Raw genomic sequence first — 26451 nt, 5'->3', positions numbered from 1 at the left:
AGCTGATATTTGGCCGCTTTTGTAAGGGAAGTATGAAGGTAATGTTTTCGCGGCTCTATAACCAATTAAAAGGGTTTTTAAACAAAGGGCATGAGCGTAGTATCAAGGCAAAGAAAAATATCCTTGCCTCTTTTCTAATAAAAGGTGGGAGTATAGCTGTCTCGTTGGTATTGGTGCCGATGACACTGAACTATGTGGACGATACGCGTTATGGAATATGGTTGACGCTCAGTTCACTTGTTGGTTGGTTTTCGTTTTTTGATATCGGTTTTGGTCACGGACTGCGAAATAAGTTTGCAGAAAGTGTAGCCCAAGGGAAATTCACATTGGCAAGATCCTATATAAGTACCACCTATGCCGTGTTAGTTCTGATTATGGCAGGCATGTTGGGCGTGTTTTTGTTGGCTAACAATTTTTTGAATTGGAGTAGTATTTTGAATACTCCTTCCGATATGGCTGAAGAGCTTAGTACCGTTGCATTGGTTGTCTTTACGTTTTTTTGCTTACAATTCGTCTTAAAGTTGATCACAACTGTACTCACAGCGAATCAGGAGCCGGCCAAGGCTTCTTTCTTCAATCTACTTGGGAGTTTACTTTCGTTAGCTGTGATATTTACGCTGACAAAAACCACAGAAGGTAACTTGGTTTATTTGGCCTCTGCGCTTAGTATGACGCCCGTGTTGGTGCTATTAGCTTCATCCTTTTGGTTTTTTAATACCAGCTACCGGAGGTTCGCGCCGACACTTCGTTTGGTCAATTTTAAGCTAGTCGGTGACTTGTTGAATTTGGGAATGAAGTTCTTCATTATTCAGATCGGGATTTTGGTACTTTTTAGCACACAAAATATTATCATTACCCAACTATTTGGCCCAAGCGAAGTAACCCCGTACAATATTGCATACAAGTTATTCAGCGTCGTTACCATGGGTTTTGGGATCATTGTGACACCGCTATGGAGTGCATTTACAGAAGCCTATGTGCGAAAGGATTTTTACTGGATTAATAAGACACTTGCCGAAATGCGTAAGATTTGGGTTTTGACTTCTCTCGCTTCCTTTCTTATTTTGTTTGCTTCTCCCTACTTATACCAGTTTTGGGTGGGAGAAAAGGTATCCATTCCCTATGCACTTTCCATTGCGATGAGTTTTCATGTAATCGCGTATAGCTTTCAGACAATTTATGTCTTTTTTTTGAATGGTATTGGAAAAATTCAAATGCAATTGTACCTTATCATTGGCTGTGCGTCAATCAATATCCCACTCACCATATACTTTGGAAAACTATTTGGCCTCGTAGGGATTACCTTGACAAGTACCATCATCTTCTTAATAACCGGTGTAGTGTATTTGGTTCAAACCCGGAAGATTTTGAATAATACAGCGACTGGAATATGGATGGAATAGCCGGGTCAAGTGTGTGAAATGAGATAGATGAACTAAATAGTGAGTATTATGAATGTGGTAGCTACATCCGTCCATTATGAAAGATATGTGGAAAAGCTTAACCTAAATTTCCATCTTTTTTGGGTATCTTTTTTCATTTTTGTATTGTGCCGGGCCATTTTGAGTACCTACATAACCTCATTTTACGTTGTTGTTCAGGGCATTCAGTCCATTAGTATATTGGTCATGCTGTTTGCAACCGTTCAGTTGGTTCAATTTAAAGTGAGAAATGAGCTTTTGGGAATTTTACTGTTTTCTTATTTTATTTGGTGTACTTACATTATATTTAATGGATTTGTTTATGAGTATGATTATATAAAGTCGCAGATATTTCATGGATTTTTCAAATATTTCTTTCCGATTGTCTTGTTGTTTCCAAAGACTATAAGGTTTTACAGGCTTCAATTTAATGTTATTTTCTACGGAGCAATAGCCTTTCTTATCCTGAATTTACTGTTTTTTGATCAAGTGACCACTCATTATGATATTAATGTTAACGAGAAGTTCACCTTTGAAGGGTTTGTTAGAAATTTAGGGGTGCCGATAGGGTTTTTGTTAATTACTTTTATCTACCATTCAAAAGTAAAGGTGGCGGTGTCCCTTGTGAGTCTATCTTGGATGTTAGGCATTGCGATTTTTCGAGCTAGACGAGCCATTATGGTCATTGCACTCTTGCATCTGCTGATTTTTCTGGCAGTTTATTACCTTTATGCCAATCGAAAATTTTTGATTGCCTTGTTTTTTGTGCTTTTTACGGTAGTGGTGATTAGTTATTCGGATGTGATTTATAGAAATAACAAGAATTTTTTCGCTACCCTAGAAGACCGAAATACGGAGGATACCCGTACAGGGGTAGAAGTCGCCTTCCGTAGAGACTTTGAAGCGATAGACTGGGCTTTTGGAAGGGGTATTGATGGGAAATATTGGTGTCCAAATATTGATATCAAAGATACTACTGGATATAGGACGATGATTGAAACCGATTACTTGAATATAATTCTAAAGGGAGGGATTCTTCACCTTGGGATGCTATTGCTATTTATGGTTCCAGCCATGATCAATAATTTATTTCGGTCCAATAATCTTTTATCGAAGGCTAGTGGTATTTGGATTTTTTTATGGATTCTAAGCCTCTATCCGATGAATGTTTTTAATTTTGATATTAACTATATGTTGGTATGGAGTTGTGTGTGTATAGGGTTTTCTCCAACGATAAGGAGACTATCCGATAGTAAGTTAAAGAAATTATTAACAGATCCTTTGTAGTTGAATTTGAAATGGATTTAGAGCAGTCACATCATTTTCCGAAAGTACTGATTTTGATTCAGCCATTTAATCGCAAAGCGGGTGGAGGGATCACGCTTACCAACTTATTTATGAATTGGCCTAAGGATCGCATCGCTGTCGCAGCGCTGGGTAATTTGGTAGATTCGACTACGTCATTTGAAGTGTGTGATAATTATTACGTCTTGGGGGCGGACGAGCTAAAGTGGGGTTTTCCTTTGAACTTGGTAAAGCGAAAAATTGTATCAGGCCCACTCCGTGTCCAACAAGCAACGGATTCAAATCGGTTGCCGAAGCGAAATAATTTCAGGGCAAAAATATCTTCGGAATGGGTAATGCCTCCCTTGTTGCGTTTAGGGGTTTATGAGTTGCTGCACGAGATTGAATTATCTCCAGCCTTATTGAATTGGATGCGTGAGTTTGATCCAGATGTGATTTATGCACAGGCTCATACCCGCCATAGGGCTATTTTTTGCACGAAAGTACAAAGGGGCTTAAAGAAACCCATGGCTTTTCATATGATGGATGATTGGTTGGAGATGGTAAAGCACGAGAGTGTTTTTGGCTCCTATTGGGAAAGGAGGTCTAATGAGGATTTTGTGGATATGCTCAAGCACACATCGCTCCATCTGAGCATAAGCGACGGCATGGCAAAGGAATATAAAAGAAGGTACGGATTTGATTTTCGAACCTTCCATAATCCGATTCAATTGGATTTCTGGAGAAAGGGTCAAAAGGCGAGTTATAATTTGGCAAGGGATCCGGAAATTTTGTACGCGGGTAGGATTGGGCTTGGGATCAATGAGTCCCTGGAGTTAATGGCAAATGTGATTGATCAATTGAATAGCGAAAGGGGATTGAGTATTCGTTTTGTATTACAAGTGCCAGAGCGTACGAATTGGATGGCGAATTACACGTGTATCACCTTTAGGGCTCCTGTACCCTATGAGGAACTTCCAGATAGGTTCGGGGCGGCGGATATTTTGTATTTACCCTACGATTTCTCCCCAAAGTCGCTTAGTTTTATTCGCTACTCGATGCCCACGAAGGCATCTGAATACATGATTTCCGGCACTCCTATTCTTATCCTGGCCCCTTTGGATACCGCTTTATCCGATTATGCAAGAGAGTTTAACTGGGCGCAGGTCGTAGGGGAGAATAACGAAAAGGCACTGAAGTCTGCACTGCTGGAGCTTTTGGAGGACGTTCAACTGCGGAAGACACTTGCGGCGAATGCGATAAGTGTTGCTGAGAAAAGGCACGACGCGGAAATAGTCAGAGAGGAGCTTAGAAATTTGCTAGAAAACCTCGCTTCTGTATCACCGCCGAAGGAATAACACGTTTACATAGCGTATTTTATGGGAGTAAAAATTCTAATCACTTATAAAAATCGAACCAAACAGCTTTCTCTAATTGTCCTAACTTAACTATCAACCAATTGAAACGATTTTTTATTTATCCATTAAACCAAGGGAAAAAGGGATCTCCTAATCCCTATGTAGATAAGTTGGCTTCCGGAATAGGTCAGCATGGGGCTGTTGTCAATCGGCATGCGAAGCATAGGGGGGTCTTGAGTCTTTTTATTTTTTTGTTCCGCTCAGATGTTTTCATTCTCAATTGGGTGGAATCGTTTCCCACCAGAAAATTTGGCGTATTGCAATCTCTTGCATTTATGTTATTTCTGAAAGTAGCAGGGATTCTTAAACGGCAAATAATCTGGGTGTTGCATAATAAGGGATCCCATCATGGTGGCAGTAAATATTGGGTAAATGCGCTATTTAATCGGCTAATGACAGATGCTGATCAAATCGTTACCCATTCTAATGAGGGAAGAGTTTTTGTGAAAACCCATTATCCAAAGGCATTAGGTAAGGTACAGGTTATTCCGCATCCGATAGAGCCTCCATTTGCTGTTCCGTCAAATGAGCCTGAAAAAAAACACGATATTCTAATATGGGGATCGCTGTTTCCATATAAAGGAGTAGATTTGTTTTTGGAATACCTGGATAACCATGGGGTTGATGACCTACAGGTGCTGGTAGTAGGAAAATGTCCGAATCCGGATTACAAGGCTCGACTAGTGGGGTTTATGAATTCGAAAAGACAGTATAGGGATGAGCTCTTGGGCTTAGAGGAATTGGCCAAGCTAGCGCAAGAATCCAAATATGTGTTATTTACCTACAAAGCCGAAACAATTCTTAGCTCGGGCGCATTGATGGATACATTGCGGATGAATTGTAGAATATTAGGACCCCGCTATGGAGCATTCAAGGACTTGTCCTGTTTGGACGTTTTGCAGGTATACGATGATTTTTCCGAGGTCGTTTTAGCGTGTAGGTCATTTAAGGTACCTACTAAAGTTGAATTGGATCAAGTAAGTAAGTTTTGTGAACAAAATAGCTGGGAGGGGTTTGCGAAAAAGCTAGTGGGGTTGGTTTGATTTCGTACCGATGAGAAGCAAGGGAGAATTGGTAATTCAAGAGTTGATTGAGTCGCACGTTGAGGTGTTAGGGACTTATTGTTCAGCGCAGGAATACAAAGCGAATACTCCTTTTGATGGAAATCCCCGCAGGATTTTGTAATCATCCGGTTGTTAGCTCTCCCATTTGATCCCTGAAGCACTTTGGAGGCAGGATAGGAAATGTTTATCGAACAACTTCCGAGGGATGGCTGAGGTAGATAAGGAGTACTGTATGAACCTTTCAAACGTATTTCTTTCCGTAAATAGCAAGTTTAATTAGATGGCCACTATCGATGAACAATGAATATAAATTTGCTGTAATCCTGCTTAGTCGCACATTTGGGAGCTTATCATAAGAAAGAATCGAGGGTTTGTGTAAATGTCTTAGCTTGATGAATTATGTTGTTGTAAATATGTTTGATATTTTATTACTTTATGATTTTTAAGGAGTAATTTTAGAGAGAATCATGATACGAGTGCTTTTAGCAAATAGCTATTCTATGGAATATACCTACGATCTCTGGAAAATGGGGAAAGGAGGTAGCCATCATGTATGGGGTAAGGTTGAGCTAGACCAAGGCAATGAAATAGCGATGTCTATACTTCCTCATCAAAAGTATAAGTTTTTGGATGTCATCGGGGATAAGTTCGGAATCAGGCACTTGGACCATCAGATTAGGATCTTCTTTTCAGGTAGTAAGTACGATATAATCTACGCACCTTATTCAACGGCCAACACCAAGTTTTTGCTATACTTAAAATGGTTAGGACTGTTTCGTAAGCCATTGGTGGTGGCGATACATCAGCCTTTTCTAGGGACAAATTCCACAAGTAAGCTGAGGCGCAGCTTGTCAAAATCGCTATTGACGGCGTATGATGGTGTGATTTTTTTAAGTGAAGCCCTTAAAGACCATACGCTAAGGCAGTTAGATTTGCCTAAGGAATTGGAGAACGCTACGATATTTACCGCTCAGTGGGGTCCGGAAAAGCAGTTTTATAAGCGGTTGCCTGAATTGGCAGAGGATGATGAAGAGCCGTATTTAATAAGTGCGGGGTTAACTTCTAGAGATTATACTACTTTGGTGGAGGCTTTTCGTAGTCTGCCGTATAAGTTGGTCATTTATGCGCCAGTTTCAGCAATTACTGATGTGGGTGATCTCCCTCCTAATGTGGTTCTACATTCCGGTTTTGTTCCGTACCATGAGCTGCTCTCCGTATATCAAAAGTCCAAGGCGGTGCTGATTCCCCTCAAGTATCCCCTGAAGAAGCAGGGATGTCAGGGCATGACAAGTCTGCAGGATGTGATCGCGCTGTCAAAGCCTGTCATTATTACGGAAACACCTACACTTAACTTGGATGTTGAAAAGGAGGGGATTGGGTTAACTGTACCTATGGGGGATGTAGAGGGTTGGGTTTCTGCAGTAAGGAAACTTATGGAAAACGAGCCTTTGAGGCAGGAAATGATTGAAAAGACAAAGGATATTTTTGAAAACCGTTTTAATATGGACGTTTATGCGGAAAGATTGACTAAAATTCTGTCCTTTGTGTATGCGAAGAAAAAGGGCAAGATTCGGAAAAAGGATCATTTAGATTTTAATAGGTAAAGGAGAATCATAGGATTTAATCGTTTAATTATCTAAGAATGATCAAATAGACCTTCGCTCTGGATTTGAGGACAGATAAGAGGCACTGAAGAATAGATGAGGGGAACTAAATATGTAATGCCTTATGGCCCTTCTTGATAGAGATGGAGAGAAACCTTAACGGACAAGAATTATGACAGAAAACCACCGTGTTGTGCGACTTACGATTCTTTGAGACTAAAGCTTAGATAGTATAGTTGGTCGTGGTAATACTCCGTTTGATTTGAGTGTTCCTGAATAGGATTGGGTCGTGTTTACCTGTCTTTTCCCGATTTTACCTCATACTTTATAGGTTAGGATTTGTCTAACAGCTTGTATACACAAAATATGGCTTTGAGAGATATATTTGAGATAGAAAATGTTTTTTTTGACCCGAATTCATCCTACGAGTTTGAGGAGTTAAATGAGTCGTTGTATATCCACAACCTGGTTTTGGAACTTGAGAAGGAAATGGGGCAACGTTTTGGAGATTTTGATTTCCATATCTTTTCCGAGCACAAGACCGGAAAACTCCCAGTAAGTAAAGATAATAAAAGTGGTAGGAAGAAGGTGCTGTTATACTTTTCGGATGAATCCGCGAAGGATGTGTCATCGTATGCAAGTAATTACTTTGCAATATTCAAATCGTACATTGGCGAAAAAAGGACAGCTGAGAATATTTTCCCATTGGGCATTGGCTACGTAAGGGATGTGCCTGTTTTCCCCATGAAGGAGGTAAAGCAGCGGGGATACGATGTTTTTTTTCAGGGTAATCTTAATAAGAACAGAATTGATTTTTACAGGTCTTTTTCACCTCATGGATCGCTGCTTCCGTCTCAGAGATTTCTCAAATCGGATTGGTATAGGAAGTTGCTTTTAAAATTGTCGGATAACTTTAATGGCTCGTTAGGTAATTCCATTTTGGCATTCAATAGCGGCTTTAAGTCGGGCTTAGATACAGCTGCTTATGGAAAGGTGCTCTCGGAGAGTAAGATTATTTTATGTCCCAGAGGCTTTACGCAAACCGAATGCTTCAGGCATTACGAGGGTATGCGGGCAGGTTGTGTGATTGTGTCGGAAAGGCTTCCCAATATACCGTTTTACCGAAATTCCCCAATTATTCAAGTGCGGGATTGGCGAAAGGGCATTGACATCGTTAAAAAATTACTGAAGGATCCAGAAGAGTTGCATGCCATTCAGCAAGCAACCATTCAATGGTGGAAGGAGGTTTGCTCTGAACAGGGAATGGCACATTATATTTACAACTGTTTGAAGGAAGTAGATTCCAAAAAGCAGTAATTCCTGAAAAGATACAAGATCCTTTAAGCAGGTTTCCATGGAAGGGCCACTGACAGTCTAGGCCAGCTTTTTGATATGGCCATGGTACTTTATTTTTCAACCTTTTCAGCCGAAACAATTGTTTTTTGTATTGGCCTGCAGTCACTGCATTTTTGTAGGGTTTTTCATATTAAAGGAACAGTTTTACCATCCTCTTTTTCTCCCTATTCTCATCATTTAGCAAAACTTGGGGTTAAAAAAAATAGGCTGTACCTAGTGAGGGTACAGCCTATACATTGCCACAACGACCTTGTTTAATGTTTTACGATCAATCGAAGCTTTTTACTTTGTTCGTTTGCAGTATGAATGTTTAGAATATACACACCGTCTTTTACGTCATCAAGAGGAAGCACAAATGTCTTTGCACTTTCAGATCCATTTGCTGGGTTAATGTACTTCACAAGTTGTCCATTGGTAGCGTAAACACCAATTCCTTTGATGCTGATGTTTTCAGATACTTGCAATACAGCACTATGGCTGGCAGGATTTGGATACAGCGTGAATGCAGCATCAAGAAGCTTCATGTTGCTCTCTAGTACGCCATCGAAGGAGAACTCATCTTCGCCATAGGTTCGAAGATTGTAAATACCACTTTGGTTTTTGGGTATTATGGCCAATCCGGATAGCGTGGCATTATTCTGAGAAGCGAGTAATGATAGGTTTAGAAATCCATCCTCTACCAGTATATCCGAAAATCGTAGGGTGGTTTCCCGGTTGCCATTCTCAATAAACAAGTCAAAATTTGACTTCACCAACCTGTTTTCCAAGTAAATATCAAATACTCTCCTTCCGGGCGCTGCTGTTGGACCTCTATGGCCAAACCAGAGTTCATTATGAAAGGTGAATACATCGTAGGACCCTGTGGGTACTGGGATCGTGTAGGTGAGATTACTTTGGAATCTTTCTGATCTGAATAATTCGATACCTGATGCATCGTTATTTAAGGTAGTTCTGGATCTTAGGTCAAAATATTCAAGATTGTCGTCTCCCTGGAAATCAATTCCTTGGTAAGCGGTACCAGAGAAACTACCGACATTAATGAAAATTGGGTTTACACTTATGGGCTGTATAGGTGTTATGTCCGTTGTAGCTCCCTCAGGTATTATTGCCAAACCAGAAATGGTAGCATTCTCTCTGACTCCCAATAGAGAAAGTGTGAGCACACCATCCTCAACTTGGATATTTTTAAATGTAAATGCTGTAGGGCGATTGGCGTTCTCAACAAACAAGTCAATATTTTCTTTTACAGATTGTCCCTCTAATGCAATATTGAAGATACGCCTTCCGGGAGCTGCAGATGGACCTGCCAAACCAAACCAAAGTTCATTGTGGTAGGTGACGACCGTGTACGCACCGTTAGGGACAGGTATGTCGTAGCTGAAGCTCCTTGAAAACCTTTCGGTTTTGAAAAGGTCGGGTACATTCGCATCTAAAACCTGACTGGTTCTGGATGGCGATGGAAAGGAACTGGACTCGTCGCCCCTGAACACGCTATTCAGGTATGTGACATCATCCAAGGATCCTGCATTTAGGTAGATGGGATTTATAGTGGGACGTGGCGATGGACCTACTGGTGAAGTGGTATTCAACGTCGGAGTCAGCGGACTGATATTGTTTCCTATATGGTCGATGGCAATTCCCGAAATGGTAGGGTTGTCCGATACGGCATTGAAAGACAGATCCAGTACGCCGTCTGTCACGTCGATGTTATTAAATGTAAGGACTATTGGATTGTTTCCATTTTCGAGGAATAGGTCGAAGTTTGATTTTACCGTTCTACCTTCCATCAAGATACTGTACACGCGTTGACCTTGACTGGCAGGAGGGCCGTTTTTCCCAAACCATAGTTCATTGTGTAATGTCCGTACCACGTAGGTTCCATTTGGCAATGGAATCGAAAACCGCATAGTGGTACCGAAGCGTTCGGAGGTAAAGAGTTGATCTATTTGGTTGTCTGTGATGGTAAATATCCTGGAGTTCTGGTGGTAGCTCTGCCCGGAGTTTTCTCCTGTAAACGGTACCCCGGAGATTGCCGTGCTCTGGGAAGAGCCAATATTTAGGTAAAGAGAGAAACCACTTGCTGATTCCGTAGCTTTTTGAAGCGCATTTATACGGATAGGATCCGAATCAGCGAATTGGCCGTTGACATCGGTTAATTTTGCGCTAAGGTTATGTGTGCCCGCAGGGATATTAGACCAATTGAAACCAAATGGCGCTGTTTCTGACATTCCGATTCGCGTTCCATTGTTAAAGTATTCAACCCTCGAAATATTCGTGTCACTAATATTTGAGCTTATCGAGAGTTGAATAGTATTCCCTTCTATCCAGGAAGAAGTATTTTGTGGTAGGTTGAGGGTAACGGTAGGTTTCTCTACCTTATCTATGGTGCCTGCGTCACTTTTGATTAACAAGACTGAGGAATAGGGTGCCAGTTGGACACTTCCGCTATATTGTGTGTTTCTAACGTCAACAAACTGCCCTACCAAGGGTATTCCGCTGGTCCCAGTAGTTTGATTGTATTCAAATAAAACGTAATCTGAGGGTTTTTTTTTATCTACGTCAACTTCGTGAACCTCGATGTTATCGATAAAGAAATGAAAATTGGAAGGATCTGGAGACGTCATCATCAACCTGGAATTTTCCACCGTTTCAATTGGTTGGATGAAAACCTCATAATCTCTCCTTTCGTTGACGATTTCTACACTTTGTGTCGCAGAAATGGGCTGCCAAGGGGAGCCGGAATGTCTGAAATAAAGGGATAAATGATGCGAGGTATTTCCTCTAGCGGTAAATTTGACCCGGTAGGTTTTACCAAGGGTTAATGGGCCGGAAATTGTAGAAAGCATGGTGTTTCGCCTAGTGTCTACCCTCATCGAGCCACCATTTAGTTGACCGGAGTTATCCCAACTTGCCGTACAATTACTACACAAGTACCCAGTAACATTGGAGTTAAAACTGCCGTTGGCAATCTTGTTTTGCCCGATTGTACTTTTGGTAGTAACAAGATCGATTTTCTTTGTGAGTAGGTAGGAATTTCGATCCTTGCCATAGGCATTTCTCCACGAATTAAGGTTGAATAATTGGTTTACTTCATTACTCGTACCAGCATTGTATTTCACCTGTATTCTATAGTCGTCATAAAAAGGCGACGCAAAGTAGTTGTTGTTGAAGTCCGCAAGCTGTGGTACATCGTTGTATATGCTGTATACGTGGATAAACTGTTGAAATGGACTATCTATGAGAAGCTTATTTCCTTCAAAGAGATTGTTGGTCAACGGGTTGCCCATGTTGTCGTTTCGCAGAAAAATCAAATAATTGCTGTTGTAAATGGTGTTGTTCCTTACCTGTATGTTTTCGGTATTGTGTAAGTAAATACCCTTGGATGTTATGTTTCCAATAGTATTTCCGGAAACTTCTACACCGTTTACATTATCGTCTAAGTAGATCCCTTCCGCTTGTGGTCTGCTTAGTGTGAATCCCCGGTCGGTTCCTTCTATCACGCCAACACCGTTTAAGATAATGTTGTTGATTACGCGCCTTCCAGAGTTTTTAGTGAATCTATTGCTGTATGCATAAATACCACCCCCATCATTTTTTGTCAAACAGAATTGATCGATGTAGTTTTCCTTCACAACGGTATTGTTTCCACCAAACCGAATTCCTATGTATCCTGAATTTAAAATGCGGTTATTTTCGACTAATACGTTATTTCCAACTGCGAATACTCCTAGCCCTCTGTTATCCCCACTAAGCCCCATACCTGGCATGAGGTAAATGTTTTCGATCGTATTGTTTCGCAGTGTAAAGTTTTGGGAAAAGCGTAGATTTACCCCAATGTCATTGACATTTGACACCCTTGAATTGAGCATTCTAGAATTACCCATTTCGTTTAATTCTAAACCACTCGCCCCTGCATACTCAAAAACACAATTTTGAATACTGAGATTATTACCCGCTGAAAAGGAAATCAAATCCTTATTGGCACCCCTAAAGTGGAGATTTTCAAAAACCACATCTCTAACAGAAGTCGAATTATTGACGAGGTAGTCGTGTGTGGCTACTTCTACTTTGGTATTATTGGGTTGGTTATTTCCCAAAAACAAATGCAATCGTCTGTTGGAAGGGTTGAAGTACCACTCACCAAATTTGTCCAAGGTTTGGGGGTGATTTTGAACAAAAAAACCATACCCTGCACGAGGGGAGTAGCTAGTTTCTGGATTATTGGCGAATGAAAGGCTGTTGCCATTATGGGAAGTGATCCGATGTCGGTCTGTTATCCAAAAAATCTTACGCATGACAACCTCACCTCCTGTCCAGTTAGGAGACGAGCTGAGGGACTGACTGACAATCGTGTTGCTACCAGAAACGGACTCGTAGGTAATATAACCTTTGTTGGTGGCATCGCTATTTGGGAATCTTCCCATCTCCTGAACTTGGTTGTTCACGAGTACAACACTGATGGCAGTTGATCTTAGATTTGGAATTGCCGCATCAAAAACACCATTTCCACGAGAGGACCAGTTGGACAAGGTGACAAAGGAGGTGATTATGGGTGAATCCCCGGATCCATATGCACCGAATCGAATAGGACTTCCGGGGCTTCCCGCACGCGAGATCGTGATGGTTCCATGAAAAGTGTCACCACGTCGAAAATAAACATTGTCGCCCGGTTGTAAATTTCGGATTACGGCATTTAACTTATCAATTGACTTCCATGGAGTGTTTGGGTTTTGTGCCTGTGCATCAGTCCTTGAGTCATCACCCACCGAAGAAGAAAAGTAGTAGTTGGCAGCTTCAACAGGCTGGGAGCTAAAACCGCTCCACAGTGCAATGATGGTTACCAAAAAGGCTAAACTTGCTTTCATTTAATGTTAAGTTTTAGATGGTTGGTTTTTCAATGGTAATTTTAAAACAAGGGTTTAACTTTGGGTCAGTTTTTTTCTATGCCGAATCAATAAGTTGAATCAGGATAGAGGTGGAAGGTAGAAAGTACAACTTATGGGTGATTAGCTATTCTTTCTTGTTATTATTTAAGTACGTAGTGGGTGGTAAACCAAAACATACTATGGGTATTTTGCCGGACGTGTCGTTTGAACCGAATTTTCCGCACGTAATATTAATAAAAAAGTATTTGATAAACCAATACTTAAAATATTAATATAAATGTTTGTGTGTCAAATCCTTGTAAACTCCTTTGAAGAGATGTTTTGATGGCCTATGCCAGCTATCAAATTCGGTTATTTTGTCTTTATCCGATGCGATAGATCAGGACACCCATTTCCTTTCGAGCAGTTCAACGGGCCCGCCGCATTCGATATGCCCTGCCTGCTCCACCATAAGGTTTTGTCCAAAAAAGGTATCGTTTCCTTTTCTGCGAAACTTGGCCAGCGTAGCTAAAGGCTCAGGGCTCTTTTTGCCGGTTTTTTGATCTATGGTAGTGACCACACACCTTGCACAAGGCTTGACTACTTTTAATATGGCGGTTCCGAGGCGTATTCGGTCCCAGCCATCTTCTTCAAAGGGTGATGCTCCTTCAATCACCAAGTTTGGTCGAAATCTGTCCATGGGTATCGGTTCATTTAACCGACGGTTTAATTCATCCAGGGAAGATTGACTCGTTAGTAAAATAGGCAAGCTATCCGCAAAGCTTACGAATGAAGGTTCTGGAATGCCAGATAGTTGACGGGACTGTTCCGATTCCATATAGACGAGTTCGCAGGGTGTATTGAGTCGGGAGGTAAACCAGCCATTGATGGAGTCATTAAAGGTCGTCGCGGGCAATTTATCACCCCATACAGTGACTTGCTTGGTCTTCCCGACATCTGTGGCCAACCGGATTTCAATTTCCTCGCCTTGGATACCTTTTTCTTTGACCAATAAATGTCCGGGTCCTTGGATCTGTACTTCCAGCATGCACATCTTTGGGATGGTTCGTTGGGTCAAAAAGTTTCCGGCTTTATCAACCAACATCCATCGTCTATCGTTTGCTAGCCCAATGGGCAAAACTTCAGATCTTGCATGTCGTATCCCACCCAGTGATTTTATAGGATAGGAGTAGATGTCTTTTAGTTTCATTTGTGAGTAGGGATCTAGTGGTATATGTGTTCATATCAGTAGTTTGGCTTTTGCCATGTGGTAGAATTTGGCAAAATTGGCTTATAGGGAAAATCATGCCAAAAAATTAATTTTTTCTGCCATTTCGTAATAAATACTGTCATTTGTACTGCCAATTTGGCGCGAAAGTCCAATGAGTGTCGCTTGGCACAAGGGTTGTTAGGATTGTGTTTGTAATTATTGAAAACATAAAATCTAACATATATATCATGGGAAAAATTATTGGTATTGATTTGGGTACGACCAATTCATGCGTTGCCGTAATGGAAGGGAGTGAACCCGTAGTAATTCAAAACAGCGAAGGAAGGAGAACCACGCCTTCGATAGTCGCTTTTTTGGACAATGGAAATGGGGAGCGAAAGGTAGGTGATCCGGCCAAGCGGCAGGCAATTACCAACCCGCAAAACACGGTTTCTTCTGTGAAGCGATTCATGGGTAAGAAATTTTCGGAAATAACGGAGGAAAAGAAGCATATTTCCTACGCAATAGACAAGGGTTCCAACGATACGGTTGTTGTAAAAATCGGTGACAGGAATTATACCCCTCAGGAGATTTCTGCGATGATTCTGCAAAAAATGAAGTCCACTGCAGAGGATTTTCTTGGTCAGGGAATTACGGAGGCTGTTATTACCGTGCCCGCGTATTTCAATGATGCAGAGCGACAAGCCACGAAAGAAGCAGGCCAAATAGCCGGCTTGGAAGTAAAGAGGATCATAAATGAGCCTACCGCCGCAGCTTTAGCCTACGGTCTTGATAAGAAAAATCAAGACATGAAGATTGCGGTGTACGACCTGGGCGGCGGTACCTTCGATATTTCTATTTTGGAGTTGGGGGATGGCGTCTTTGAAGTGAAGTCTACTAATGGGGACGTGCATCTTGGAGGAGATGATTTCGATCAGGTGATTATCAATTGGCTTGCGGAAGAGTTCAAAGCTGAAGAAGACATGGATCTGCGTAAAGACCCCATGGCGCTGCAGCGCTTGAAGGAAGCTGCAGAAAAAGCTAAAATTGAACTGTCCAGTTCATCCAGCACAGAAATTAACCTTCCTTATATTACCGCAACTCAGTCTGGTCCAAAGCACTTGGTAAGAAACCTTACCCGGTCTAAATTTGAACAGCTTTCAGAGAGTTTGATCAAAAGATCACTGGAACCGGTAAAAAAGGCAATGAGTGATGCCGGTCTTTCCCCATCAGACATCGACGAGGTCATATTGGTGGGAGGATCCACTCGGATTCCCAAAATTCAAGAAGAAGTAGAAAAATTCTTTGGCAAAAAACCTTCCAAAGGGGTAAATCCAGATGAAGTGGTGGCTATCGGCGCAGCCATCCAAGGAGGAGTGCTTACCGGCGAAGTAAAAGATGTGCTTTTGCTAGATGTGACGCCACTTTCCCTTGGAATAGAGACGATGGGAGGTGTCTCCACGAAGCTTATCGAAGCCAATACAACTATTCCAACGAAAAAGTCTGAAGTTTTCTCCACTGCGGCGGATAATCAGCCTGCGGTTGACATACATGTACTGCAGGGAGAACGGCCTTTGGCAAAGGACAATCGTAGCATTGGAAGGTTTCAGCTGGCGGATATTCCTCCCGCCCCCCGGGGAGTGCCGCAGATCGAAGTGACATTTGATATCGATGCGAACGGTATTTTAAGTGTTTCGGCAAAAGACAAAGGAACTGGCAAGGAGCAAAAAATCAAAATAGAGGCTTCTTCGGGGCTTTCTCAGGATGAGATAGAGCGTATGAAGAAGGAGGCGGAAGCCAACGCAGCATCTGACAAAGCTGAAAAGGAAAGAATAGATAAGGTGAATCAGGCAGATTCACAAATATTCCAAACCGAAAAGCAGTTGAAGGAGTACGGGGAAAAACTATCCGAGGGAAATAAGTCTTCCATAAATGCTGCTTTGGAGAAGCTGAAGGTTGCGCATCAATCGCAGGATTTGGCAGGTATAGATGCAGGAATTGAGGCGCTCAATGCGGCATGGGCGGCTGCTTCGCAGGAAATCTACAATGCTACGCAAGGTGGACCGGGTGCAAGTGCCGAAGGTGCGCAAGCGAATGCAGGTAGTTCTGCTGGAGATGGCGTGGCTGATGTAGACTACGAAGAGGTTAATGAAGAAGATAAAAAATAGGTTTTCCGGTGACGGTTATTAAATATAGCGGCGTTCCATTGATAGGAATGCCGCTATTTGTATAGTGACCCGTGGAAAATCGGGTATCCGTAATTAGTCATTCAAGCGAGACTGTATCAAAAAAAGAAATGTATACCATGGAGTTAACCTCAGACAACAAGTTGAAGAAGCTCATTATTGTGGGGGATAGGTTATTGATAAAGTTAAAGAAGTCAGACCAAAAGACCTCCAGTGGGCTTTATTTGCCGCCGGGGGTGCAGGAAAAGGAAAAGATTCAGCAAGGATATATTATCAAGGCAGGGCCGGGCTATCCGATTCCGCTCCCTGTGGAGGAAAACGAGCCCTGGAAGGATCAAGGAGAAGGAGTAAAATATATTCCACTTCAGGCGAAGGAAGGGGATTTGGCCGTTTTCTTACTTAATGGTGCCTACGAGGTGGTTTACGAAGGTGAAAAGTATTTTATCGTGCCGCAAAACGCCATTCTTATGCTTGAGCGAGAAGAGGACCTTTAGTCAATTGGAATTCACACCCACTAGTGGGGTAAAAACCACCCAAGAACGTCGTTACTTGGGTGGTTTTTTTGTTTTTGGCTATTTGAAGATACTAAATATGGCCTAAGTTTAAATGGTACTAAATTCGGATTTTAATACGTTATACAATATAAAATAATTAAGTATTGTCTATTTGTGTTTTATTAATTACGATTAATTAAGATTTAGTTGTTTTTTAATCAATCAATAATAAGACCAAAAAATTGTAAATCATTCATTGATGATAACTTTGTGGTAAAAAAAATAACCAAAAATAAAGAAAAATTTGCGTTAGTCGTAATTAACGGTTAATATTGGGTCTGTAAAGAATACCTAGTTGAATAAGAATTTTATTCTGTTTCGTTTCAATTTAAAAAACAACCTAAATCAATCAAAAAGATGAAAAAAATTGACATTCCAGCTTTCTCAAAGGTAGTAGTGGTCCTTACCTTGTTGTTGTCTTTGGCAGCATCTCCAGCATTCTCGCAGTCAGATGACAAGTTTAGTTTTGATGTAACGCTAAATTCGGATCAGTTCTTCGGATTCTATCCCTACTTCGCCGGGTCTTACGAAGTATCTGAATCTTCTGCGTTTACATTTTATGGTATATTATGGTCAGGAGGTACTGGCGGTGGCTGGGGCAACTGGACTGAGTTTGGCGTAGGTATGGACTTTACAGTAGCCGACGGTCTTAATGTGAACCCCTCCATTGGTATACTCAATGGTAGTTTGCTTTCTTCTACCGCTGCCGGACCTGCCGTGTTTGGTGAAGGTATTGTCCCCAACATCGTAGTGGGGTTGGACAAGCAATCGGTAGAAGGTGAGTTTTATTTGGGGTACTACGCTCCATTGAGGGATTTGGCACCTACTGGTGGATCTACCAGAGCCTATCTTCACTATTGGGCTAATTTCGGTGTAAAGGCCTCCAGTTTCTTCTCGCTGGGTGTTCATTATGAGCAATTGAATAACTCTGCTGGTTCTAACGTTCCGGAGTCTGTTACACTTTATCAGTGGCTCGGACCCTACATTCAATTCTCTGATCCTAGTGGAAGAGCATTTGCCCGATTTGCAGGTGGCGGAGATTTGGTAGAAGGAAATGATTCATTCTTTAAACTTAATACTGGATTTAGCTTCTAAGTGGTTTGTGAGATTGCCGATAAAAAAAAGCGCCAGACTTGAAATAGCCTGGCGCTTTTTTTTATTGTTAGACTTTAAACGAAATCTATTGCTTTTGCAGGATCGCAAATTCTTTCGCAAAGTAGCTTAAAATGATGTTTGCGCCCGCTCGCTTGATACTGAGTAGGCTCTCCAGCATAGCCCGCTCTCCATCTAGCCAACCATTTAATGCGGAGGCTTTGATCATGGCATATTCGCCACTGACATTGTATGCCGCTATTGGGATGTTAAAGTGATCTTTCAGTAACTTGATTATGTCCAAATAAGCCAGTGCTGGTTTTACCATTAAAAAATCTGCGCCTTCATTGAAATCAAGTTCTGCTTCTATCAAGGCCTCTATGGCGTTGGCTGGGTTCATTTGGTATGTTTTTTTGTCTCCTGATTTAGGAGCGGAGTCAAGTGCATCCCGAAATGGATTATAGAATGCGCTGGCGTACTTGGCTGTGTAAGCCATAATGGAAACGTCTTGGAAGCCGTTTTCATCCAGGAGTTGCCTAATATATCCAACTCGTCCGTCCATCATGTCCGATGGCCCTAAAATATCCGCGCCGGCTTCCGCCTGGGCCAAGGCCATTTTGCCGAGTATTTTTAGGGTTTCATCATTTACAATCTTTCCGTCAATAACCAACCCATCATGGCCATCAGAACTATAGGGATCCATCGCTACATCCGTCATGATGCAGGCCTCTGGAAAGTTTCTTTTGACCGAAGAAATGGCTTTTAAGTAGAAAGTATCCGGGTTATAGCTTTCAGTCGCAGTCTCGTCCTTTTTAGACTCTGGGTATGCTGGGAAAATATCAAAGGCCATTATTCCCAAATTCATACACGTGTCGATTTCTTTCAGCAGTAAGTCAGTGGAGTATCGATAGATTCCCGGCATGGAAGATACTTCCATTTTTTGGTTCTTCCCGTCCAACAAAAAGAGCGGCAAAATTAAGTCTTTTACCGATAAACGAGTCTCTTCGACCATGTTTCGGATAACTTCTGATTTACGGTTTCTACGAGGTCTTCTGAGCATGTTGATTCAGTTTTATCTGATTGTTTTTGATGTCCAAAGTTATCAATTTTCTATCGATAGCGGTGAAGGCTGAACTAATCAAATTGATTTGCATTTCACGGAAATGCTTTCTTAAGGGACATTGGTACTTGGGGGGAACTAGGAAAGGGTATTAGGGGGCTCGGCAATTGGGCGGAGCTCCAAAAAAAAATATCCCCAAAGTGAATTAAGGGGATATTTTTTTACCAGTTTTTTATTTCTTACCAACAAAGCCCGACGTAATTCGGAAGGTTCTCCAACGCTGGGATTCTAACCAAGTCTACAATAGCTGTTTTTTGAGTTAGAAGGTCTTTATATTTTCCACCATTGAAGTTTCTATGGTTGATCAAGACTACGTCAGCCTGGGAAACGGCCTGTTCAATTTCGCCTACTATTAATTCGGAAAGGTGGGGAAGGTGCTCATCAATAAAGGACTTGTTGGCACCTATCAATTTTGACAGATGAACATTTTCATCAAAAATTGAGATTTTATATCCTTTACCGATAAGTTTCTCGGCTAGGTCTACAGAGGGACTATATCTTAAATCGTCGGTTCCTTCCTTGAATGAAAGACCGATGAAACAGATGTTTCGTTTTCCGGTTCGCTCAATTAATTCGTAGGCAATTCTTTTTTGGTTTTCGTTTGACTCATGTACACCACTTAAGACAGGGGTAGAAACATATTGGTCGTGTCCGAGCGTTACCAAACCTTTCAGGTCTTTTGGCAAGCAAGAACCTCCATAAGCAAAGCCTGGCTTAAAATAGGCGGGGGATATGTTCAGGTGGGTGTCTTTGCAAAACAGTTCCATCACTTTATGAGAGTCAATGTTTAGTGCTTTCGAAATATTGCCAATTTCGTTTGCGAAGGAGATTTTCAACGCGTGAAACCCGTTGTTTACGTATTTGATTATTTCAGCTACTTCAATGTCCGTGATCTCAATGGGGGCATCCAGATGTCTGTATAATGAGGCCACACTTTCTAAAGCCTCAGCGTGGTCGCCACCCAGCACAGTCACTGAGGGATTGTTGTAATCCTTTACAGCAGTTCCTTCTCTGAGAAATTCAGGATTTGAAACGACGGTAAAGTGTTTTCCTCGTTCTTTTTTTGAAAACTGGGCGATTATCTCTCCAAATCGTTTGTTCGTTCCCGGCAAAACGGTGCTTCTAATGACAATCGTGTGAAAAGCGTCCTTGTCGCGGAGTGCTTCCCCGATCTGTTCAGCGGTTTTAAAAATGTAGGAAAGGTTTAAGTGGCCTTGTGGTGAGGACGGAGTGCCTACACAGACAATACTAACTTCCGAGTCAATTATTGCCTCCTTGGCATTTGTCGTAGCCGATATTCTTCCTTGTTCAAATTGCTCTTTGATTATTTTGTCAATATCCTTTTCAACTATCGTTGGCTGGCCTGAATTAATGAGGTCAACCTTAAAATCATTGATGTCTACTCCGATAACTCTGTGTCCGTTGTTTGCCAGACACCCCAGGCTTACACAGCCTACATACCCCAATCCAAAAATCGAAATGTTCATTTTTTGTAAATTTTTACGTTTGCGATAAATTTCAATAAGATGTTGACCTAAATCAAGGCTGGTGTTTAGCCGCCTTATTTTCTGTGTTTTATGGCAAAATTGATGGCATCAATAAAACCTTTGAACATATTTGAAATATCAGCCTTGCTATTAAAGGTTTCCTGACAGTTTTCAGTGAGTTTATGGTAGGCGTCTTGGTCGTTTTCCATAGAATCAATAAAAGCCCAGAAATCACTCATATCCTTGGCCAAGTACCCGTTATAGCCACTGTTAAGGTAGTAAACCTCCACTGAGTGGGGGCCATCCAACGCAACAACCGGTTTTGCCCAAAATAGTGCCTGATTAAGCGCCAACCCAAGGTCTCCAGGTGTTGTGAAATAGCTCGCTGATTTGAAAAGCGCATTCATTTCATAATCGTCATAAGGTACTTGGCCAATATAATAATAGTTATCGAGCGTGGCAATTTTATTTTTTTGCTCATCAGTTATACCTCTTCCCGCCACTACCACTGCAATGTTTTTGTTCATGGAGGGGAAATCCAAAAGCGCATCTAGGTTTTTATCAGGCTTTATGGTTGCTGCGAAAAGAACAATCGTGTTTTCTCGAATGCCATACTTCTTTTTGACGTAGTCAATCCCCGGGACTTTTTCTTTTTCAAAATCGTCAAAGGATAGCGTGTTATATCCAAAGAATACCTTATGGTGGTTTTTCTTTTTGACAAATTTAATTTCGTTGGGTGTGTAAAGGACCATGGCATCCGCAAGGTCGTGTAGTCTGTGATATAAAAAGTTTTTTAATTTATGGTTTGGGGTTTTGATGTCAATACTTTTAGTCCATGCTACGAGTGGAATATTTTTTGCTTTGCAATAAAGGGAAACTGGGAAATTCACCAGGTCTTTCAGTGTTAGAAAAGTTATGATTGCATCAGGCTTTTCGTTTTCTATGCACCTGATATATCTCATAATGCCTGGCTTTTCTACGATCGTCCGGAAATGCAGTTCACCATCTATGTTGTCTTTTCCCTCCGTCAACAGCACGAATTCGTACCCTAACTCTCGAAATCTTTTAGAAAAGTAATTATAAACCTTTAATCTGTAATGAAAAGTATAGCTCGAAACTAAAACGATCTTCTTCATTTTGATGTAATTTTATGATAAAGAATAATACAAAATTGCTGAGGTTATACTAGGAAGATGTATAAAATGCTCCACTTTTTTATGAATCGGACTTTTGTCACAACGCAGGCGTAAAAGGTAAGATTTTGTTCACAAACTTAATAAACTTTAAAGAAAATTTTGCTAGAAACCTAATCTAGTTAAGTAAAAGGCGTTATCAATTTCGAAAATTAGAAAGGTGTTTTTTTTCAATTACGGAGGCTATGAAAGCCGTATTGATTTCCATGTAATCATTTATGTAATGATTGCACGGAGGAAGTTCTTCTTTTGTGTGCGAGGATAGTACACCCACTACGGTCATTCCAGCGTTTATGGCCGCCGTAATTCCGGAAAATGAATCCTCAAACACCACACATTGCAAGGGGTCGACTTGTAGATTTGCGGCAGACTTGAGATAGACTTCGGGGTCGGGCTTATGTTTGGACACATGCTCGCTGGCCAGTATCGATTCCATTTTCGGAGCTATGTCAAGTTTTGACATGATGAGAGCCAAGTTCGCATAAGGCGCTGATGTAGCCACTCCGGTTCGGAATCCTGTTTTCTTTAAATCTTCAAAAAATGCAGTAAATCCGGCGATCGGAGCTACTTTGTCTGCGTAAATCTCTCGGAATAAACCTTCTTTTTCTTCTTCCAATGCGGCAAATTCCTCTCCTGTCACTTCTCTGCCCAAGAAATGCCTGAATATATAGCTATTGCTTTTGCCGTACATATGTTGGGAAAATTCCGCTTCTGTAGGGTATAGACCGCGCTTTGCGAAAAATACCCGAAAGGCTTGGGAATGATACGGATTGGTGTGGCAAATGACTCCATCCATGTCAAAAATTACCGCTTTATTGCCCATCAATTTCATTTTTTTGTTGCACTTGAAAGTTTAAAATGGTCGATTCTATAATGTCACAGCACTCCAGGAGCTGTTCTTCGGTCATGACCAATGGCGGTGCAAACCGGATAATATTGCCGTGGGTAGGCTTTGCCAAAAGTCCGTTGTCCCGCAGTGCCAGACAAATATTCCAAGCGACGGAGCTCGATGAAGGTGAATGGATCACAATCGCATTCAAAAGGCCTTTTCCGCGCACTTCCTGTACCAAAGGTGACTTCTCTACGATGCGCTGCATCCGAGTTCTGAAAATGTGTCCCAACAAACGGGCATTCTGAGCAAGGCGCTCATCCTTGATTACTTCCAAGGCAGCCATCGCGACTTTTGCTCCCAATGGGTTTCCTCCAAATGTAGATCCGTGCTGACCTGGCTGGATCACGCTCATAATCGGGTCGTCTGCCAGAACGGCGGAAACCGGAAGGAAGCCACCGGATAAAGCTTTACCCAAGATTAATATGTCTGGTCTTATGTACGTAGATTGTCGCTCGCAGTGACCTTCGCAGGTGCAGTTTCCACATACTGCGAGCAGGGAGCCTGTACGGGCGATGCCTGTCTGTATCTCATCCGCTATCAGCAGTACTTGGTGCTTTTTGCATAATGACGCTACTTTGGAAAGGTAATCTTCCGCAGGAGTGAATACCCCCGCCTCTCCTTGAATAGGTTCCACTAGGAAGGCAGCGGTTTCTGGATTGTTTGTAAGTGCTGTTTCGAGTGCATCGATGTCATTGTATGGGACACGGATGAAGCCCGGAGTATACGGGCCAAAGTTTCTTCTGGCATTTTCATCATTAGAGAAGGAGACTACCGTGGTAGTCCGCCCGTGAAAATTATTTTCGGCTACTATGATTTTGGCCTGGTTTTCTGGTATACCTTTTCGTTCATATCCCCATTTTCTGGAAATTTTCAGCGCAGTCTCTACCGCTTCTACCCCTGTATTCATGGGAAGCACCTTGTCAAAGGCAAAATACTCCGTAAGGTATTTCTCATAGAGTCCTAATACATTATTATAGAAAGCCCGAGAGGTAAGCGTGAGGGTTTCAGCCTGTTCTTGAAGTGCTTTTACTATGCGTGGATGGCAGTGTCCTTGGTTTACAGCCGAGTAGGCAGATAGGAAATCATAGTACCTTTTTCCTTCGACATCCCAAAGAAATACCCCTTCTCCTTTGGCGAGTACCACGGGTAGCGGTTGATAATTATGGGCTCCGTGGTCGTTTTCTAGGGAAATGGCTTGCTCGCTGGCTGTGATTACATCAGACATAGTCGGTTTTATTTCTAATTTTAGGCTTAATAATAAGCCTCTCAATGGAGAGAGGCAAATATAAGAAATGACCTTGGGAATAAAGAACGGATACCAAAAAGATGAATCACAAGTGTTTATCAAATAAAAATAAAGGTCTGCTTTTGGAATTCCGTGAAAACTTCCGATATTTGCAAACTCAAAAGTTAAAAGGCTAAAAATTAGACACTTCATATAGATCATGGCAAAAGTTTGTGACATCACCGGAAAGAGGCCTCGGGTAGGTAACAACGTATCCCACGCAAATAACAAGACGAAGCGGATGTTTTACCCAAACCTGCATAAAAAGAGTTTTTACATCCCTGAGGAGGATGCTTGGATTACTTTGAAGGTGTGTTCCAAGGCGCTCAGGACAATTAATAAAAAGGGTATCACCGCAGTATTGAAGGATGCGCAGAAAGACGGATCCATTATTATAAAGTAAGAATTACCTCCATATTAAATACATACGAAACGATGGCTAAGAAAGGTAACCGAGTTCAGGTAATTTTGGAATGTACAGAGCACAAGGCCAGTGGGATGGCAGGTACTTCCAGGTACATTACTACCAAAAACAGGAAGAATACCACGGAGCGGTTGGAGTTGAAGAAATTCAATCCGATCCTCAAAAAGATGACCGTGCACAAAGAAATTAAGTAACCTCCGGTTGGATTCGCCTTCTTACAGCTTGGTGAATTTATACTGTAAACGAACAAGATCATGGCAAAGAAAGTAGTTGCAACATTGAAAAAAGAAGGTGGTATCACCTATTCTAAAGTGATCAGAGCTGTGAAGTCTGAAAAGACCGGTTCATATACCTTTAAAGAGGAAATGGTTCCGTCCACCCTCGTTCAGGAAACCCTGAAAAAATAGCGTCCAATTGTAAAAGTGGCAGCATCAGAGAATCCCTTTCGGTTGTTATCGAAAGGGATTTTTGCCTATATTCGGAACTGATAAAAAATAGTCTATGGGAGTCTTCGGTTTTTTTTCCAAAGAGAAAAAGGAAAGTTTGGATAAAGGACTGGAAAAGTCCAGTCAAAATCTGTTTTCAAAGCTGGGAAAGGCCATCGTTGGTAAGTCCAGGGTGGATGAGGAAATACTCGACGAACTGGAAGAGATTCTTATCACTTCGGATGTGGGAATAGATACTACCCTAAAAGTGATACGCCGGATTGAGGAACGGGTAGCACGGGATAAATATGTAAATACGGCGGAGTTGGATGCGATCCTTCGGCAGGAGGTTGCGGCACTTCTTGAGGAAAACAGCTCCGCTGATCTGTATGATTTTGATCTTCCGGGTTCTGTCAAGCCTTATGTGATCATGGTGGTAGGTGTAAACGGTGTAGGAAAAACAACGACGATAGGGAAATTGGCCCACCAATTTAAGCAATCAGGTAAGTCTGTTGTCCTTGGGGCGGCCGACACGTTTAGGGCGGCCGCTGTTGATCAATTGATACTTTGGGGAGATCGGGTAGATGTTCCGGTCATTTCCCATGGGATGAATACTGACCCTGCTTCCGTTGCGTACGATGCCGTCAAAAAGGCGGTGGATATGAATGCCGATGTCGTAATCGTAGATACTGCAGGAAGATTACATACGAAGGTGAATCTGATGAACGAGCTCACCAAAATCAAGCGAGTCATGCAGAAATTCATCCCGGAGGCACCACATGAGATTTTGTTGGTGTTGGATGGTTCTACCGGTCAAAATGCGTTTATTCAGGCAAAGGAATTTACCAAAGCTACCGAAGTCACCGCGTTGGCCATTACCAAATTGGATGGTACCGCAAAAGGAGGGGTTGTAATTGGTATTTCAGATCAGTTTAAAATACCGGTTAAGTACATAGGGGTCGGTGAAAAGATGACCGACTTGCAGGTGTTTAACCGGAAGGAATTTGTGGACTCGCTTTTTCGAAAAAAGTAACTGCTTTCGCATGGGTCTTTGGATGGGGTGTGAATGGAAGACGTTTTCTTTACATCAATCCGCTGGAGGATTGGGTCGTTTTTTTCTTTCCGTGAAGTACTCCTGCCTTAAATGATATAGTACCACGTTTTCGGTTGCCGAAAAAAGGGGATGCCAGCTTAATGGCATCCCCTTTTTTTGTACCCTTTTTGTTGGTAGGCTCTTGCTTTCCACTTACCGGGAGGCCTGCGTTTCGCGGTGGATTTGTATTGGGTTTCCGATACCATACCGCATTTTGTATGGTCGCTGTTTGGCTTCAGACCCGTCCAAATTTGGGGCTCACTTTCGGCATTTTCAGATTTTTTATGAAGGCAAAATCAAAGTAAAAAATTCTTAAAATTTTTTTTGAGGCCTTTTTACGGACTTTCTGCAATATAATTACTTTGAAATACATATTATAATATACCACACTTTAATATGAATATATCGGCTTGACTTGACGGTCTATATTTTTCCGTAAATGTTTGCAAAAACAAATTTAATTTTATTTCTTATATAT

20 protein-coding genes are annotated in these 26451 nt (G+C 41.7%); 13 read left to right on the top strand and 7 right to left on the bottom strand.

The features are described from left to right. The first annotated feature begins 32 nt into the window (after nt 1–32). The 6 genes from IAQ59_RS04295 to IAQ59_RS04270 all read left to right on the top strand — a co-directional run bounded on the left by IAQ59_RS04295 (nt 33) and on the right by IAQ59_RS04270 (nt 8108). Nucleotides 33–1403 (top strand): lipopolysaccharide biosynthesis protein, encoded by a 1371-nt coding sequence (locus tag IAQ59_RS04295; protein ID WP_209329561.1) that lies wholly within the window; start codon nt 33–35, stop codon nt 1401–1403. Between the two features lie 48 nt (nt 1404–1451). After that, nucleotides 1452–2708 carry a hypothetical protein gene (locus IAQ59_RS04290; protein WP_209329560.1) on the top strand — a complete coding sequence of 419 codons (1257 nt, stop codon included), beginning with the start codon at nt 1452–1454 and terminating at the stop codon, nt 2706–2708. A 110-nt stretch (nt 2709–2818) separates the two neighbouring features. Beyond that, a complete protein-coding gene (locus IAQ59_RS04285) occupies nt 2819–4063 on the top strand; it encodes a glycosyltransferase family protein (RefSeq protein ID WP_245189425.1) in 1245 nt (414 codons plus the stop codon). A gap of 101 nt (nt 4064–4164) precedes the next feature. Further along, the gene (locus tag IAQ59_RS04280; protein ID WP_209329558.1) at nt 4165–5166 is read left to right on the top strand and encodes a glycosyltransferase family protein; all 1002 of its coding nucleotides are present in this window, start codon (nt 4165–4167) and stop codon (nt 5164–5166) included. Between the two features lie 521 nt (nt 5167–5687). After that, nucleotides 5688–6791: a glycosyltransferase family 4 protein gene (locus IAQ59_RS04275; RefSeq protein WP_209329557.1), complete on the top strand. Its 1104-nt coding sequence runs from the start codon at nt 5688–5690 to the stop codon at nt 6789–6791. A 366-nt stretch (nt 6792–7157) separates the two neighbouring features. Continuing rightward, complete coding sequence (locus IAQ59_RS04270) at nt 7158–8108, top strand: glycosyltransferase family 47 protein (protein WP_209329556.1); 951 nt, start codon at nt 7158–7160, stop codon at nt 8106–8108. A 293-nt stretch (nt 8109–8401) separates the two neighbouring features. Here IAQ59_RS04270 and IAQ59_RS04265 read toward each other — a convergent pair whose 3' ends face one another. Both IAQ59_RS04265 and IAQ59_RS04260 read right to left on the bottom strand, forming a co-directional pair. Further along, nucleotides 8402–13012, bottom strand: coding sequence for a malectin domain-containing carbohydrate-binding protein (locus IAQ59_RS04265; protein ID WP_209329555.1), 4611 nt, complete (start codon nt 13010–13012; stop codon nt 8402–8404). Between the two features lie 400 nt (nt 13013–13412). Then, a complete protein-coding gene (locus IAQ59_RS04260; RefSeq protein WP_209329554.1) occupies nt 13413–14222 on the bottom strand; it encodes an MOSC domain-containing protein in 810 nt (269 codons plus the stop codon). A gap of 248 nt (nt 14223–14470) precedes the next feature. On the opposite strand from IAQ59_RS04260, the gene dnaK reads away from it, so the two are divergent. From dnaK to IAQ59_RS04245, 3 genes are all read left to right on the top strand, one after another. Continuing rightward, nucleotides 14471–16390 (top strand): molecular chaperone DnaK, encoded by a 1920-nt coding sequence (dnaK, locus tag IAQ59_RS04255; RefSeq protein WP_209329553.1) that lies wholly within the window; start codon nt 14471–14473, stop codon nt 16388–16390. A 137-nt stretch (nt 16391–16527) separates the two neighbouring features. Beyond that, entirely contained in the window at nt 16528–16902 is a 375-nt protein-coding gene (locus tag IAQ59_RS04250) for a co-chaperone GroES (protein ID WP_209329552.1), read from the top strand. A 417-nt stretch (nt 16903–17319) separates the two neighbouring features. Next, nucleotides 17320–18057, top strand: a complete 738-nt coding sequence (locus IAQ59_RS04245; RefSeq protein WP_209329551.1) for a DUF6733 family protein — start codon at nt 17320–17322, stop codon at nt 18055–18057. A gap of 85 nt (nt 18058–18142) precedes the next feature. On the opposite strand, the gene hemB is transcribed toward IAQ59_RS04245, so the two are convergent. The 5 genes from hemB to rocD form a co-directional block, all read right to left on the bottom strand. Then, nucleotides 18143–19114: a porphobilinogen synthase gene (hemB, locus tag IAQ59_RS04240; protein ID WP_209329550.1), complete on the bottom strand. Its 972-nt coding sequence runs from the start codon at nt 19112–19114 to the stop codon at nt 18143–18145. Between the two features lie 239 nt (nt 19115–19353). Continuing rightward, nucleotides 19354–20661 (bottom strand): UDP-glucose dehydrogenase family protein, encoded by a 1308-nt coding sequence (locus IAQ59_RS04235; RefSeq protein WP_209329549.1) that lies wholly within the window; start codon nt 20659–20661, stop codon nt 19354–19356. Nucleotides 20662–20735: 74 nt separating this feature from the next. Continuing rightward, nucleotides 20736–21797 carry a glycosyltransferase gene (locus IAQ59_RS04230; protein WP_209329548.1) on the bottom strand — a complete coding sequence of 354 codons (1062 nt, stop codon included), beginning with the start codon at nt 21795–21797 and terminating at the stop codon, nt 20736–20738. A 196-nt stretch (nt 21798–21993) separates the two neighbouring features. Further along, the gene (locus tag IAQ59_RS04225) at nt 21994–22677 is read right to left on the bottom strand and encodes an HAD family hydrolase (protein ID WP_209329547.1); all 684 of its coding nucleotides are present in this window, start codon (nt 22675–22677) and stop codon (nt 21994–21996) included. Continuing rightward, entirely contained in the window at nt 22667–23971 is a 1305-nt protein-coding gene (gene rocD / locus IAQ59_RS04220; RefSeq protein WP_209329546.1) for an ornithine--oxo-acid transaminase, read from the bottom strand. Before rocD ends, IAQ59_RS04225 begins: the two co-directional genes overlap by 11 nt. Nucleotides 23972–24191: 220 nt before the next feature. Between rocD and rpmB the strand changes: the two genes are divergently transcribed. From rpmB to ftsY, 4 genes are all read left to right on the top strand, one after another. After that, nucleotides 24192–24434, top strand: coding sequence for a 50S ribosomal protein L28 (rpmB, locus tag IAQ59_RS04215; protein WP_209329545.1), 243 nt, complete (start codon nt 24192–24194; stop codon nt 24432–24434). 32 nt (nt 24435–24466) lie between these two features. Next, nucleotides 24467–24649: a 50S ribosomal protein L33 gene (rpmG, locus tag IAQ59_RS04210; RefSeq protein ID WP_209329544.1), complete on the top strand. Its 183-nt coding sequence runs from the start codon at nt 24467–24469 to the stop codon at nt 24647–24649. 60 nt (nt 24650–24709) lie between these two features. Continuing rightward, entirely contained in the window at nt 24710–24862 is a 153-nt protein-coding gene (locus IAQ59_RS04205) for a DUF4295 domain-containing protein (RefSeq protein ID WP_209329543.1), read from the top strand. A 94-nt stretch (nt 24863–24956) separates the two neighbouring features. Next, a complete protein-coding gene (gene ftsY, locus IAQ59_RS04200) occupies nt 24957–25913 on the top strand; it encodes a signal recognition particle-docking protein FtsY (protein WP_209329542.1) in 957 nt (318 codons plus the stop codon). Nucleotides 25914–26451: the final 538 nt, after the last annotated feature.

This window comes from Lunatimonas salinarum, from assembly GCF_017811155.1.
Taxonomy (GTDB): Bacteria; Bacteroidota; Bacteroidia; order Cytophagales; family Cyclobacteriaceae; genus Lunatimonas; species Lunatimonas salinarum.
Note: the sequence above shows the minus strand (reverse complement) of the source record. Positions and strands in the feature narration are given on the sequence as shown.